Origin of the sequence: Clostridium formicaceticum, assembly GCF_001854185.1 — a bacterium.
GTDB lineage: Bacteria > Bacillota > Clostridia > Peptostreptococcales > Natronincolaceae > Andreesenella > Andreesenella formicacetica.
Map to the genome: position 1 here is coordinate 904473 of NZ_CP017603.1, position 15212 is coordinate 919684.

Consider the following 15212-nt stretch of genomic DNA (forward strand, 5'->3'; position numbering starts at 1 on the left):
TTACCCTTTTTTACAAAAAATATAGATGTAGGAAGTAATTTTTTCCTACATCTACTATATTTTGTAAAATTTTTAGTTTATTTTTACTCGTTTACCGGTTGCCATATAGATAATTCTTTCACCAATATTGGTAGCATGATCTGCAATGCGCTCCAAGTATCTTCCTACAAACAGTAAGTGGGTTGCCTGCTGTATGGTTTCTGGCTTCTCTATCATCATATTGATCAGTTCCATATAGATGTTCTCATATAATTGATCCACTGCTTCATCATCATAGGCCACTTCCTCTGCCAGTTCAATATCCTCCTTCATAAAGGCATCTAAACTTTTCTTTACCATATCTTCCGTTAACATAGCCATCTTAGGAATATCGATCAAGGGCTTTATTAGCCTTTCATCTCCAATATCCAAAGTAACCTTAGCGATATTTACCGCATAGTCTCCCATCCGTTCTAAATCTGTAATAATCTTTAGTATCGTTCCTATTACTCTTAAGTCTCTGGCTATCGGCTGTTGTAAAGCAAATAGGCACATACATTCCTGTTCAATCTCTAATTCTAGTTCATCTATAGCATCGTCTAGTTCATAAACCTTCCTAGCCATTTCTAAATCTTGTTTTGCCAATCCTTGAACTGCTGTTTCAATAATATTCTGTACCATAGCCCCCATTTTTAGCAATTGTACATTTAGATCCTTTAACTGATTTACATAACGATTTCTCATAAAATTCCTCCTTGTTTTAACCAAACCGTCCTGTTATATAATCTTCTGTTCGTTTGTCTTTTGGGTTAGAGAAAATTTCTGTTGTCCTCCCAAACTCAATTACCTCTCCTGATAAGAAAAAGGCTGTTTTATCAGAAATACGTCCTGCTTGATGCATTGAGTGGGTAACAATAACGATTGTATAATTTTCCTTTAGCTCTTCTATCAATTCTTCTATTCTAGTAGTAGCAATAGGATCTAAAGCAGAGGTTGGTTCATCCATTAACAGCACGTCTGGTTGAATTGCAAGGCATCTAGCAATGCAAAGTCTTTGTTGTTGCCCACCTGATAGACCATAGGCATTGTCATGTAAGCGATCCTTCACCTCATCCCATAGAGCAGCACTTTTTAAGCTTATTTCTGCAATCTCCATAAGTTGCTTTTTATTATGAATGCCATGAATTTTAGGTCCATATACAACATTTTCATAGATTGATTTTGGAAAGGGATTAGGTTTCTGAAATACCATTCCCACCTTGGTCCTCAATTCTTCTACGCTAATTGACTTATCAAAAATATTTGTTCCACGATAAAGAATTTCGCCTGATGTTCTCACATTTGGGATCATTTCTATCATACGGTTTAGTGTTTTTATAAATGTAGATTTTCCGCAGCCCGACGGTCCAATAATCGCCGTAACTTCATTTTCGTTTATTGCTAAATCAAGATTTTTTAGGGCTTGATCATTACCATACCAAAGGTTTAGTTTTTTAATAGCATAGACAATATTTTTGGCTTTGTTATTTTTATCAATTGGAATTGTCAAAGTTAGTCCCCCTATTTTAATATCGTTTCTGAAACCTATTTCTTATGAAAATTGCCACTGAGTTCATTAAAAATAACATTACTAATAACACTACAATAGTCGCTGCAGCAAGGTTTGCATATTCAGGTGTGAGGACTGTATCAAGTGTCCAGTAATAAATTTGAATTGGTAATGCGGTAAAGTCATCCATCATATTGGTGGGTACTTTCAAGATCAATGTTGGAATACCAAGCACCACCAGGGGGGCAGTTTCCCCTATTGCCCTTGAAAGAGATAAAATAGATCCTGTCATGATTCCTGGTAATGCCACTGGCAAAACAACGGTTCTTATTGTGGTCCACTTTGAAGCACCCATGGCATAGGAGGCGTCCCTTAAGAAGTCAGGCACAGCTCTTATGGCCTCTTGACTTGCTACAACAACAATAGGAAGAACTAATAAGGACATCGTTAGACCCCCTGCAAGTATACTGGAACCTAAGTTTAAGAATCTTCCAAACACAGTTAAACCTAATAGCCCAAAGATTACTGATGGCACACCTGCTAAATTAGAAATGTTGGTTTTTATAAATGATTGTAACTTCCCTTTGTTTGCATATTCTTCTAAATAAATGGCTGTAGCAACCCCTATGGCTATTGTTACTGGCGTTACAACACCCATTAATCGTATTGAACCAATGATAACGCCATATATTCCTGCTTTCTCAGGAAAAATTGATAAATTACCCTTTAAAAATCCCACGTTTAACCAACCAATACTCTGCCGCCATATTCTAAAAATCAATATACCCAAAACTACTAAAGCAAATAAGGTTGACAACAAAAAAAACACGCTGGCTACCTTATCTAGTATAATACGTTTTTGAATTCTTCTTTGAGCTGCTCCTTCATTGGAAATGCTTTTTAAATTTTTTGTATACTTAGACTCATTTATTATTTTTTTCTCTAAAAATTCGGTTTTATAATTCATTATTAATATTCCTCCCTGTATCTACGAGAAACATATTGTGCTAATAAGTTCATTAAAAGAGTAAAAACAAAAAGCATCAATCCTACTGCATATAAACTGTAATATCCCAGTGTACCGCTGCCAGCATCACCACTGGTGAATTCTACAATATAGGCAGTCATTGTTTGTATTGATTGGGTAATATTAAAAGTAAAGTTTTTAGAACTACCGCTGGCAATTACTACAATCATGGTCTCACCAATAGCACGAGAAATTGCTAATACAAAAGACGCAATAATTCCTGAAATCGCTGCAGGCACAACAACTTTAAATGTAACTTCTAATTTTGTTGACCCCAGTGCTAAGGCGCCTTCTCTCATAGCATTAGGAACAGCATTCATAGCATCTTCAGAAAGTGAAGCAACAAGGGGAATGATCATAATTCCCATAACAATCCCTGGACTAAGGGCATTTTTAGCTCCTAAATTGGGGATCATCTTCATTAACAAAGGTGTTATAAAGGAATAGGCAAAGAATCCATAAACAATTGTTGGAATTCCAGCTAAAAGCTCCATTATTGGTTTTAGGGCTTTCCTTCCACTTTCTGATGCATACTCACTTAAATAGATTGCAGTAGTTAATCCTATTGGAATTGCTACACACATTGCAATGATTGAAGTAATAATTGTTCCATTAATTAGAGGCAACATCCCAAAAGAAGGATTAGAAGCTAAAGGTGCTAACTTTGTGCTAAATATTTCTCTCATTGGTACTCCCTTAAAAAACTTATAGGCATCAACTACTAAGGTTGCAACTATGCCAATCGTCGTCAGTATAGATATAGAAGCTGCTAAAAGCAAAATAGTAGGCATGATTTTTTCTACCTTTCTGCTTTTATTTTTTTCAACATTTTTCTTGATAATATCTTTGACATTAACAGTTTGACCCACAGCAACTGCCCCTTTCTAAAACCGTTTAATTTATGCATGCTCGATAGCGTATCCAGTAGATGGTTAAACATTTTAAACAACATTAAGATGAGAAGCATAGTATCTTCCCATCTTAATTATTTGAATTGTGCAGTTATGCAATTATTTAATTGCTTCTAGCTGCTGAAGATACTCAGCATACTGCGCTGCGGGCAATGGAGCAAAGCCATTATCTCCTGCTAACCTTTGCGCACCATTGGGAGATACAACGTATTTAGCAAAATCAAGTACTTGTGGCTTTTCTTTTGCATATACTGCATTTAAGTATGTGAATACCGGACGAGTAAATCCAGCATAGGGTAAGTTTTCACCAATTGTTGCTAAAGTAGGTTCAACTGAACCATTACCAAAGTCAATTTTTACTGCAGTAATTTTATCTTGATTATTTACATAGTAACCAAAACCAAAGAAGGCAATGGCATTTTTATCATTTGAAACTAAGTCCACTAAAGTAGAATATTCCTGTTGAAGGTTAGCGGTTTTAACCATATCCTGTTTTCCTAAGATCACTTCATAGAAAAATTCGTAAGTGCCATGATTTTCATTTGGCCCATAAAACTTAACTTCTTCTGCTGGCCAGTCGGACCTTATATCAGACCAAAGGACTTTATCGTCTTCTCTGTATGTTCCAGAAAGGTACATGTCAACAACTTCTTCCTTTGTCATTTCTCTTGCCCAGTCGTTATCTTTGTTAATAACCATGGTTAATCCATCAAGTGCTAGTTTAAATTCTAAAACCTCTTCACCAACTTTTAATCCTCTTTCTTCAAGTTCAGCTGCTTCCTCATCTTTAATAGCCCTTGATGCATCAGCAAAGTCCAATTCTCCTGGTATGAATTTTTTGAAACCAGCACTGGAACCAGCACGACCTACCTGTACGCTTACATTCCCTTGTTCTTTTGTCATGTATTCTTCTGCAATATGTGCCATTAAAGGATAAACTGTACCTGACCCATCAACGATTACTGCACCACTAAGTTCTGTAACATTTTCCTCTGATGTTACTGTATTATCTGCTGGATTTTCTTGGGTTTGTCCGCTGCATGCTACGGAAACAATAGCTAGTCCTGCAACTAATAATAACATGAAAAGTTTTTTTAACATAAATAAATCCCCCTATCGAGTTTTTATGTGTTCTACATTTACTAATATACCTAAAAACATTGCCCAATTTGTTATCCCAGTGTTAATGATTTGTTAAGAATATGTTATGTAAAAAAATTATTGCATAAAATTAATTGAAAGGACTTGTCTTTCACGATTCAATTCACCTATTTATTTAAGTATGTCAAATAGCCTTTAGACAATTACTCTATTGTAAACTTTCCTATGATTATTTGAAGGTGTTGTGCTAGTGCATCTAGACCTTCACTGGCATTACTTATTTCCTCTACAGAGACAGCTTGTTCCTCCATAGACTCAGCTACTTGTTTAATGTTAGAAGAGTTTTCCTCAGTTACTGCAGCTAATCTCTGAATCCTATCTTCAACTTCTACTCTCATTTTGTCCATCTTTAGGCTAGATTCATTTAAAACCATTACCTTATATTCTGTCATTTTAATAGCCTCAGCAATTTCTATATACTTATCTTTTGTCAGATTAACACTGCCCACCTGTTCTTTATAGATATTCATCAAATTCTCCATGGTTTCTACTACTTCTACATTATCTTTACGTAAGTTATTAACTATTTGGTCGATAATTTTTGTAGATTCCTTAGACTGTTCTGCTAGTTTTCTTATCTCATCTGCTACTACTGCAAAACCTCTCCCATGTTCTCCTGCTCTCGCTGCCTCTATAGCAGCATTTAACGCAAGTAAATTTGTTTTATCAGCTATAGTCAATATAACCTTACTCGCTTCTTCAATTTTTTTAGAACTTTCATTAGACTTTAATATATTAAAATGCACTTTTTTATTTGCATCGCTAGATTCTTTCGTTGTTTTAGACAAAATTTTGATAATTTCTAAACCCGATTCTACCAACTTCCCAACTTCATTAGTAGCCTCGGTCATTTGTTTTAAGTTTTCAACATCTTCTAGCATGATATTGTTTAATTCCTTTGATTTTTGAGAACTCTCTTCAGCATTTTTTGCTTGTTCTAATGAACATTGGGCTAGTTCACTTATTGTTTTTGCCACCTCATCTATGGATTTAGAGGACTGTTGTGAATTTATCTTTAATTCTTCTGAAGAAGATGCAACTTTGCCAGCAGATTTTTCTACTTCTCTAATAATATTTCTTAAATTATCTCTAATTTTTATTATTGCTCTTTCTAAGTCTCCTATTTCATCTTTTCTTTTCACTTCGTCTATACTCATGTGCCTTTTTAAGTTATAATCAGCTAATTCATTGGTTATACCTATTACTTCGCTAATAGGCTTGCTTATAGATTGTGCCATTTTGATGGTAAGTACAGTAAATATTCCTATCATAAACAGGATGATGACTAATAAACTTCTACGGAGTTCTGAAATGGAACCATAAGCTTCATCTTCTTCAACTTCTATAATAAGACCTACAAAACTGTCGCCAATTTTAGCTATAGATAAAGTTCCTATAACCTCTTTTCCTTCATATCCTTTATAGGTTTTTGTCTGATTGAAGGTTAAATCCCCACGCTTTATTGGTTCAGACAGGATACCTACGGCTTCGGTCTCAAGAATATCTTCTAAAGCAATTCGTTGCAGGTTTTGTTCTTTCATCGTATTTGTCAGTAGTAGACCTTCAAAATCTATCAGATAGGCATCCCCAGTTATACCTAGTTTATCAATTCCATTTTGGACGATGGCATTTATCTTACTTTGATTTAAGACTATATTTAGCGTGCCAATGGGATGATTAGCAATTGTTCTAGAATATACTGGGGTGGTTAATACCATTAAGTTATCTCCTATAAAGCTATTACGAAACACCCCTGACCAATTTTGTTTTCCTGTCATTGCTTTTTCACAAAAATCTCCAGAAAAAACTAGAGGGGCTATATCAATTTTTTCATACCTATTACTGAAAATAACCTCTCCATACTTATTCGTTAAAAAAATATCTGTGTATTCGTGTTTTTCTAAAACGACATCTAAATATTTTTGAAAGTCATCCATTATTTTTTGTTCTTCTAACCCACTACTATCAAAACGGTTCAGTTCTTCAATCCCCTCGCTAATGATTTTTGATTTGGCTAATGTTTGTCCATCCACTTCTCTGTTGTAGAAATACTCATTGATTCTTTCTTTTGTTAATGTAGTAAATAACTGGTTTGCCTTTAAAATTTCATCTTCTATTTTACTGCTGGCATTATTAACAATTAAAATGCTTAGTACAATGATAGGTATAAGTCCAGTTATAGAAACCATCGCCAATAATTTGTTATGTATCTTTAAATCATTTAGGTTAACAAAAACTCTACTGTTTTCCTTGATTTTATTGATAAATTTTGTATTTATTAAAAAGTGTTTTAATCTTACTATACTTTCTTTACTTTCTTTAAAAAACTTTTCTATATCTTTCTTTGTATCTTTTTTAAATTTACTGTTTCTGTTACCTATTTTTATCTTCATTTATAATTCCCCCGTTAGCGTTTTTAGAAGTCTTTATCATAGGATTTCTTATACATTTCTTGTCCTATCACTTACTCAGTAAAGTTACTCTTATAGACATACATCTATGCATTTTAATATACGAAGGGCTAGGTTTTTTAGCTAAGGTGAAACTAGAGACTCTGTATGTTAAAATTTAGGTTTAAAAGCATATACCTATATATTCCAACTCTAACTATAAAATAGGTATTTTAACATAGCGTTAATATTCTGTTAACTCTTTGTTAATTCTTATCATTAGCGTTAACTTAAGCCATAATTGGTCATCCTGAAAAGTTTTTAGTTGTTTCCTGCTCTCATTTTGATATAATACCTTTATATTTATGGAAGACTAAAGCATAAATATAAGGGGCCTATACCTTTTTTATAAAAAGGAATCATAGCATCAATGGTTAAGATGCTAGTTATGTCTTACAGGCAATTAATAAATATCTATTGTAAAAAATATTGTACTAGGAGGATGAATTATGTCTATTTTTGTCTTTGGTCATAAAAACCCCGATACCGATTCTGTTGCTTCAGCAATCGCCTTTTCTCATTTAAAAAACAAGCTAGGTTTTGATACACTTCCTTGCATTTTAGGGGAAATCAACAAGGAAACGAATTATGTATTAAATTATTTTAACCTTCCCACACCTAAGCTCATTGACAATGTAAAGGTACAGGTAAAGGATTTACAATATAGCTTTGATACGGGAGTTTCAGGAAGCAACTGCATCCTTTCCATTTATAAGCTAATGGAAAGGGAACAGCTTCAAACAGTAGCTATTGTAGATAAAGATAATAAATTATTAGGTATTGTCAGTATGAAGGATATTGCTATGGGATTAATTAAAGGAGACTTTTATCATTTAAAAAGCTCTCTGGAAAATCTTGTGGATGCCCTAAAAGGAGAGGTTTTAGCAGGGGATAGAGAATACTTTGATGGCAGAATTTCTATTGTTGCTTATTATTACAAGACAATAGCTGGTTCTTTAGGGGAAAAAGATATCATTATTGTAGGAGATACCTATGATGTAATTGGATCTGCTATTGCATCCAAGGTACAATTAATTCTCGTGACAGGGGGTAAAGTAATTCCTGAAAAATATATTGCTATGGCCCAGGAGAAAAATGTTACGATCATCTCTGTTCCAATGGATACCTACTATGTTTCAAAGATTATTAATCAATGCAATGATGTATCTACCATTATGAGAACAAAAAATATCATTAAGTTTTATGAAGAAGACTATTTAGAGGAAATAAAAGAAGAAATTATTAATACGCATTTTAGGAATTATCCTATTGTAGACCACCAAAATACCTTTTTAGGCTTTATCAATAAAAAACATATCCTTAATCCCCAAAGAAAGAAAACCATCTTAGTAGACCATAATGAATATCGACAAAGCGCAGAGGGCCTAGAGGAATCGGAAATACTAGAAATCGTTGATCATCACAAATTGGGGGATATATCTACCTCTATGCCTATTAATTTTCGAAACAATGCTGTAGGCAGTACTTGTACCATCATCTATTGGATGTTTCAAGATGCTGACATAACCATAGATAAGGATATCGCAGGTGTGTTGATGGCAGGTATTATTTCTGACACCTTACTCTTCAAATCTCCTACCACAACAGATATGGATCGAAGGGCGGTAGAGGCATTAAACAAAATTCTCCGCTTAGATATAGACACCTTCGCTATGGAGATGTTTAAGACAGGAACCTCTTTAGAAGGGCAAAGCATCGAACAGATATTTTATAAGGACTTCAAGGAGTTTAGCTTGGAAACCTATAAAACCGGTATTAGTCAAGTATTTACCTTGGACATTGAGGATGTTTTTAATAGAAAAGATTCCTTCATTGAATTTATGCATCGTACCCATAAAAACAATAATTATGATATTACTTTATTGTTGATTACGGATATTCTTAAGGAGGGATCTTACATTTTATTTCAGTGCAAAAACAATCATCTTATTTCCTCGGCTTTTCAGGTAGAGGGAACCCAAGGGGTTTTTGTTGAAAACATCGTTTCTCGGAAAAAGCAGGTCATCCCTCGCTTATTGGAGGCTATACATTTAATAAAATAACCTAAAAATTATTCAATAGACCCTTTTTTCGTTTTGATGGGGGTCTATTTTTTTAATCTCTTTACACTATTCTTCGTGCCCTTTCTAGCGAAACTTCGATAACATCGCCTTCATTACCTGGTCAAAGGGCATCGCCCCTAAATGACCTATAAGTTTTTCTAATTCATTTTCTTCTTGTTTTTGTAATGTACCGGATAAAACAATTTGAACACGTTGATCCCTATCAAAAACAACTGAAGTCACATCTAATGTACCGGCTAAGAGAGCTAAAATCGTCAGGATTTGAGAGGGAGTTAGGTCGATCCTCTCTTGACGACCTTCTTCTGAAAAGGGTTGAAGGCCTTTATTTTTTTCATCGGCTTTTAATTGTGCCTTTAGCTTTGTTACCATAGCATCAATTTGTTCAGAAGAAAACATAACATCCCTCCTATGCATCTATATTGGAATAACAACTGGCGGCGTTAATTCTGGTTGTGGTACTGCCCTCCCTGTAGCAAAAAGAAATGCTAAAGTAAACATAATTACCATAAGCAAGTTCCGTTGACAATCCTTCGTCAAGCTTATCACCTCTTTCAGTGTATATTAGTATTATATTAATTTTTTAAAGAATTGTGCCTTGTCAATCGGACTTTACCTGCTTTCTAAAGGTATCAAGAGGTCTACCTAATATTAAATATTTTTAAAAATTTCTACTACTTCGTGATGGTCATCACAGTAAAGCCTTCTTTTTCATGTTATTTTATTAACAAGCTTACAACATATTCTTTAGAACGAAGGAGGTTAAAACAATGGGCTATACCATGACAAAAGAAGCTTTTAATAAAGTATTAGCATCTTTGCGTGAATCCTACAAAATTTATGCCCCTGTACGACTAAAGGGGAGGGGAAGATTCTCTGATACGGATGCAATACGCTATGAAGAGATTACAAAAGTTGAAGAAATTGTCTTCGATGAAAAATCTCATTTTTCTCCAAAAGAAATCCTGCATCCTATTCACCAGACCTTGTTTTATTTTCTACAAGATGAAATCATAGAAGCAAAGACTGATGATGAAAAAATTCTTGTTTTTTTAAGACCTTGCGATATTCATGGGGTTTTGAAACTGGACCAAGTGTTTTTGTACAATGGTACTGTAAGAGATACTTACTATGAAAAATTGCGAAATAAAGTTAAATTTTTTATGATGGAGTGTATTACAGGCTTTGATAATTGTTTTTGTGTTTCTATGGAAGCTAACAAGACCGACTTATATGCAGCAGCGATCCGTTTCGGAGAAGAGATTCTCATAGACCTACAGGATAACGATTTACAAAGCTATTTTCAAGGTAAGACAGAAATAGACTTTAAACCTGAGTTCATAACAAAAAATCAAATTGAAATAAAGCTGCCACCCCTTGAAAAAATCACGCCTGAACTTTTTGAGGCTCCCCTATGGAAGGAATATAGTGAAAGATGTATTGGCTGTGGTCGTTGTAACTTTGCATGTATTTCCTGTAGTTGTTGGACAATGCAAGACATCTTGTATCAAGATAATCCTCATCAAGGGGAGAGGAGAAGGGTATGGTCAGGATGTCATGTAGACGGCTTTACAGATATGGCAGGAGGACATGGGTTTAGAAGAAACTATGGAGATCGCATGAGATTCAAAACGATGCATAAAATCTATGACTTTAATAAACGTAATGGTGTTTCTATGTGTGTTGGCTGTGGTCGTTGTGATGATGCTTGCCCTGAGTATATCTCCTTTTCAAAATGTATTCATAAGGTTACAGAAGTATTAGAGGAGGGAAACTAGATGAAAAATTGTTATCTACCCCGGCAATATAAAATTATAGACATTACACCTCAAACAGCCATAGATTACACTTATCGAGTGGCTTTTGATCAACCTGTCATAGGTGGGCAGTTTGTAGAGGTCTCTATTCCTGGCATAGGAGAAGCGCCTATTTCCATCAGCGATTTTGGCGAAGGTTATATTGATATGACGATTCGGAAGGTTGGTAAAGTAACACATTATCTTAATACACTAAAGGTAGGAGATCCTTTATACTTGCGAGGTCCCTATGGAAATGGTTTTGATTTGGAAAAATATAAGCAAAAGCATCTTGTCCTTGCAGCAGGAGGGACAGGGCTAGCCCCTATAAAAAGTATCATCAATTACTTTCACAATCATCCCAATATGATAGCGCACTTAGACCTTCTGATCGGCTTTAAAAGCAGTAAAGATATCTTATTTGCAGATGAAATAAAAAAATGGCAGCAAAACAAAAAGTTTCGCCTTTTACTAACGATTGATGGGGAAGAAGAAAACTGGCAGGGAAATGTCGGTCTTATTACAAAGTATGTGCCTGAAATCTCCATAGAAAAAAACACTGAAGTAATTATTGTAGGCCCTCCTCTTATGATGAAGTTTACAGCTATGGCCTTTTTAGAGAAGACTTCTGAAGAAAAGATATGGGTATCCTTCGAAAGAAAAATGAGCTGTGGTATTGGAAAATGTGGGCATTGCAAAATTGATGAAACCTATGTTTGCCTTGAAGGTCCTGTTTTTAATTATACAAAGGCAAAGCAGTTAATTGATTAGGAGGGATGTTATGTCTGTTCATACAAAAAAAATCAAGAAAAACGCCTATCGTGTAACAAAGGAAAGGGGAAAAACCGCCCTAAGAATTCGTGTACCAGGAGGCCACTTAGAAGTAAAACATTTTGATATTATCAAAGAAATTGCAGAGCAGTATGGCGATGGCACTGTTCATATTACGATTCGGCAAGGTTTTGAAGTGCCGGGTATTAGCTTCGATAAAATTTCTGAAATCAATGAAAAAATTGCCCCTATTATCAAAGGTTTAGAACTAGACTGCGGTGTTTCTATTGAACATCCTACAAAAGGCTATCCTGCTGCCGGCACTAGAAATGTATCCGCTTGTATTGGAAACAAAGTATGCCCCTTTGCTAACTATAATACAACAGCCCTTGCTATTAAGATAGAGAAGGCTATTTTTCCTAATCATCGTCATGTGAAAATTGCCTGCACTGGATGTCCTAATGACTGTATCAAGGCGCATATGCAGGATTTTGGTATCATTGGTCAAGTAGAACCAGTATATGATGCCCACCGATGTGTTAGCTGTGGCTCCTGCGTTAAAAATTGCAAAAAGCGCGTTACTGGGGCATTGGAAATGATTAACGAAAAAGTAAAAAGAGATGAAAATCGCTGTCTAGGCTGCGGTGAATGTATTCTCAAGTGTCCAACTTCTGCTTGGTCCAGAAATCCTGAAAAGTTTTTTAGAGTAGTGATTATGGGTAGAACTGGAAAAAGAAATCCCCGTTTAGCTGAAACCTTCCTACAGTGGGTGGATGAAGAAACAGTTATCAAGATTATTACCAATACTTATGCTTTTATTGAAGCTTATATTGATCAAGAAGCCCCTTTAGGCAAGGAGCATATTGGCTATATCGTAGATCGGGCAGGCTATAAGGTATTTGAAGAATATGCCCTTAAAGATACAATCTTAGGCCCTAAGGCTAAAGTTACAAAACATATAGAATTTAGCGGATACAAGTATGATAAAAATATAGATTTGGGTTAATTTTTTGAAAATGACGGTAGCTTTACCCCCTTAGCTACCGTCATCTTTTTATCCTAGCTTTTCAATTCCTCCATGATCAGACTTTGTTGAGAGCTTTTCCAAAACTTAATTGAAAACTCCCTTATTTTGAAAGATACCACCAAAAAGTATTTTTGTAGTCTTAAGCATTAGAAAAGAATCCTTTAAAACCTAAATTCTCCCCTATCTTCAGAACGGTAGGTTATGATGCTATCATAAAAATGATATCTTTGCAATAGTCGAGTTTTTAAAGGGTAGATTTGAAATTTTTAAATATGCTTAATTTTTCTATTTTTTGATATAATACTGATAAAGACTATTTTAAGGAGGATAATATCCTATGAAAATTCAATATCTAGGGCATTCTGCCTTTTATGTAGAGACCTCTACCATGAAGGCTCTGATTGACCCTTTTATTAGCAATGAAGTGCAATCTTTCGCTTTTGATGAAAAGGAGATTACACATATTTTTGTTACCCACGGTCATGGAGACCATCTTGGAAGCACCATTCAAATTGCTAAGAAATCTGGTGCTACTGTGATTTCTAATTATGAAATCTGTATGTATCTACAAAAACAGGGGATTTCTTTTCATGCAATGCATATAGGAGGACGGTTCACTTCAAATTTCGGTACGATAAAAATGACACCAGCGCTACATGGATCTGGCATCGAAACACCAGAGGGTATGCTTTATGGCGGCAATCCCTGTGGCTTCCTTATAGCGTGTGAAGGTAAAAAACTCTACCATGCTGGTGACACTGGATTGACAATGGATATGCAGCTTTTGGCTGTAGAAAAAATCGATGTGGCCTTAATCCCTATCGGAGGTAACTTTACTATGGATGTTATAGATGCAGTAACAGCAGTGGAATTCATTAAACCAAAGGTAGTTGTTCCAATGCATTATAACACCCATCCTATTATTTCCGCTTCACCAGAAGCCTTTCAAGCAAAGGTTTTAGGTGCTGATGTAAAAATATTAACTATAGGAGAAATTTATAGTTTCTAAAAAACAGGAGAGCACAACCGCAAGGCACTGACAAAAAATCTTTGCAACCTATATGCTTCACTGTGTTGAGAAGGGTAGAGCATGATGATGGTATAAAATGAGACTTCCTTCATAAGTAGACGGCCATAAGTAGATGACCAAAATCTATGATTTTGTGTCAGTCACTTATACAGAGTGCAAGTTTGCGCTTTAACTTTTGCGGCAGCTACTTAGTTTGTTTATCTAAAGGGAGTTTTTACGCCACTGGATTGTAGGCAAATTTACTTCAAGGAGGTAGCGTTTGATCCCCATTTTAAGAGGTGGGGATCTTAGCAATATGCCGAAGGATAAACTTTAAAAAGTCCTTAATAATATTTACAACATCAATAAAGTAACTTCACTATTTCCTATGTAAAGTACTGTATATGGCTATAGGGGAAGTGTTTTTTAATAAGTTCCTCGATATATTCCTTTGCCTCTATCACTTCTTCTTTTTTATAAACATATTTTACTCTCCCATATTTTCCCCACTTTTTTACTCTCTTATGAGGATTCATTTCTAAGTTTGTATTTGGAAAACGTTCTTCTATAATCTTTTTTGCATTCATCGTAAACCGATGTTGAATCAATTCAAAGGTAATCACACTTTTTTTCTTAAAGCTAAGATAATCATGTAACCTCTCCAACATCTCCCTATAACCCTTTTCCCAATTTTCATGTAATATAATCGGGGCAATGATAAAGCCCAAAGGATATCCTGCTTTGGCTATCTTTGCAGCCGCCTGTAGTCTTTCTTCTAAATCATCCACATTATGCTCAAAGTTTTTTATAACATGCTGAGAGTTAATGCTAAATCGAAAACGTGTATGGCCATTATGTTTTGCATCTAATAGCGAATCTACGTTACTAAATTTAGTAACCACTCTAAGTCTTCCTCTATTTAATGTGCCAAAATGTTCTATGGTATCCTTCAAGGTTCCTGTGATATGTTCCACTGCCAAAGGATCACCTGTGCTGGCTGCCTCAAACATAGTAGCATGGGGAAGCCTTTTTTCTATATATTTATCTATCGTATGAAACAAATCCTCCATATTAACGTATACTCTAACATAAGGCTTTTTCCCCTGTGTTGTAAAGAGATAACAATACTCACAATTACCAGGACAATTGGTCATAAGAGAAAACTGGTAGTGGGCAGAGGGCTTGCATACCTCCAGTTGCAGGCTCTTTTTAGTACCCACAATCAGCGTTTTTTTTGCAGCTGCGTATTTTGCCTTTTCATCCTTTCCTGGTAACCCTCTAACTTGATTATGTGAGGTGGTATGTAAAATAGGGATGTTTTTATCCTCACAAAATGCTAAGATTCTTTTCCCTACAATTGTTTCCTTTGCTGAAGGTTCAAAATAAACACGATCTGGTACCCAAAACTGCAAGGCTATCACTCCTTTTTAAAATTAGTTTTTCACATGGAA

14 protein-coding genes are annotated in these 15212 nt (G+C 35.1%); 5 read left to right on the top strand and 9 right to left on the bottom strand.

Annotated features, from left to right (window positions below; genetic code table 11):
- Window positions 1–72: 72 nt before the first annotated feature.
- The 6 genes from phoU to BJL90_RS04330 form a co-directional block, all read right to left on the bottom strand.
- Window positions 73–723, bottom strand: coding sequence for a phosphate signaling complex protein PhoU (phoU, locus tag BJL90_RS04305; RefSeq protein WP_070964528.1), 651 nt, complete (start codon window positions 721–723; stop codon window positions 73–75).
- A 16-nt stretch (window positions 724–739) separates the two neighbouring features.
- On the bottom strand, window positions 740–1528 hold the full coding sequence (gene pstB / locus BJL90_RS04310; RefSeq protein WP_070964531.1) for a phosphate ABC transporter ATP-binding protein PstB: 789 nt from the start codon (window positions 1526–1528) through the stop codon (window positions 740–742).
- A 16-nt stretch (window positions 1529–1544) separates the two neighbouring features.
- On the bottom strand, window positions 1545–2495 hold the full coding sequence (pstA, locus tag BJL90_RS04315; protein ID WP_081562211.1) for a phosphate ABC transporter permease PstA: 951 nt from the start codon (window positions 2493–2495) through the stop codon (window positions 1545–1547).
- 2 nt (window positions 2496–2497) lie between these two features.
- The gene (pstC, locus tag BJL90_RS04320) at window positions 2498–3424 is read right to left on the bottom strand and encodes a phosphate ABC transporter permease subunit PstC (RefSeq protein WP_070964533.1); all 927 of its coding nucleotides are present in this window, start codon (window positions 3422–3424) and stop codon (window positions 2498–2500) included.
- Window positions 3425–3565: 141 nt separating this feature from the next.
- Window positions 3566–4567, bottom strand: coding sequence for a PstS family phosphate ABC transporter substrate-binding protein (locus BJL90_RS04325; protein WP_070964536.1), 1002 nt, complete (start codon window positions 4565–4567; stop codon window positions 3566–3568).
- A gap of 203 nt (window positions 4568–4770) precedes the next feature.
- The gene (locus BJL90_RS04330; RefSeq protein WP_236905018.1) at window positions 4771–7020 is read right to left on the bottom strand and encodes a methyl-accepting chemotaxis protein; all 2250 of its coding nucleotides are present in this window, start codon (window positions 7018–7020) and stop codon (window positions 4771–4773) included.
- A 506-nt stretch (window positions 7021–7526) separates the two neighbouring features.
- Here BJL90_RS04330 and BJL90_RS04335 point away from each other — a divergent pair.
- Window positions 7527–9140: a putative manganese-dependent inorganic diphosphatase gene (locus BJL90_RS04335; RefSeq protein WP_070964539.1), complete on the top strand. Its 1614-nt coding sequence runs from the start codon at window positions 7527–7529 to the stop codon at window positions 9138–9140.
- Between the two features lie 84 nt (window positions 9141–9224).
- Here the strand turns inward: BJL90_RS04335 and BJL90_RS04340 are convergent, their stop codons facing one another.
- On the bottom strand, window positions 9225–9557 hold the full coding sequence (locus BJL90_RS04340) for a hypothetical protein (RefSeq protein ID WP_081562212.1): 333 nt from the start codon (window positions 9555–9557) through the stop codon (window positions 9225–9227).
- Between the two features lie 18 nt (window positions 9558–9575).
- Window positions 9576–9698 (bottom strand): hypothetical protein, encoded by a 123-nt coding sequence (locus BJL90_RS23020; RefSeq protein WP_257786399.1) that lies wholly within the window; start codon window positions 9696–9698, stop codon window positions 9576–9578.
- 230 nt (window positions 9699–9928) lie between these two features.
- Here BJL90_RS23020 and asrA point away from each other — a divergent pair, with 230 nt between their 5' ends.
- The 4 genes from asrA to BJL90_RS04360 all read left to right on the top strand — a co-directional run bounded on the left by asrA (window position 9929) and on the right by BJL90_RS04360 (window position 13761).
- Entirely contained in the window at window positions 9929–10936 is a 1008-nt protein-coding gene (asrA, locus tag BJL90_RS04345; protein ID WP_070964542.1) for an anaerobic sulfite reductase subunit AsrA, read from the top strand.
- Window positions 10937–11725: an anaerobic sulfite reductase subunit AsrB gene (asrB, locus tag BJL90_RS04350; protein ID WP_070964544.1), complete on the top strand. Its 789-nt coding sequence runs from the start codon at window positions 10937–10939 to the stop codon at window positions 11723–11725.
- A 10-nt stretch (window positions 11726–11735) separates the two neighbouring features.
- On the top strand, window positions 11736–12731 hold the full coding sequence (gene asrC, locus BJL90_RS04355) for a sulfite reductase subunit C (RefSeq protein WP_070964547.1): 996 nt from the start codon (window positions 11736–11738) through the stop codon (window positions 12729–12731).
- Between the two features lie 358 nt (window positions 12732–13089).
- The gene (locus BJL90_RS04360; RefSeq protein ID WP_070964550.1) at window positions 13090–13761 is read left to right on the top strand and encodes a metal-dependent hydrolase; all 672 of its coding nucleotides are present in this window, start codon (window positions 13090–13092) and stop codon (window positions 13759–13761) included.
- 386 nt (window positions 13762–14147) lie between these two features.
- Here the strand turns inward: BJL90_RS04360 and splB are convergent, their stop codons facing one another.
- A complete protein-coding gene (splB, locus tag BJL90_RS04365; protein WP_070964552.1) occupies window positions 14148–15173 on the bottom strand; it encodes a spore photoproduct lyase in 1026 nt (341 codons plus the stop codon).
- Between the last annotated feature and the right edge of the window lie 39 nt (window positions 15174–15212).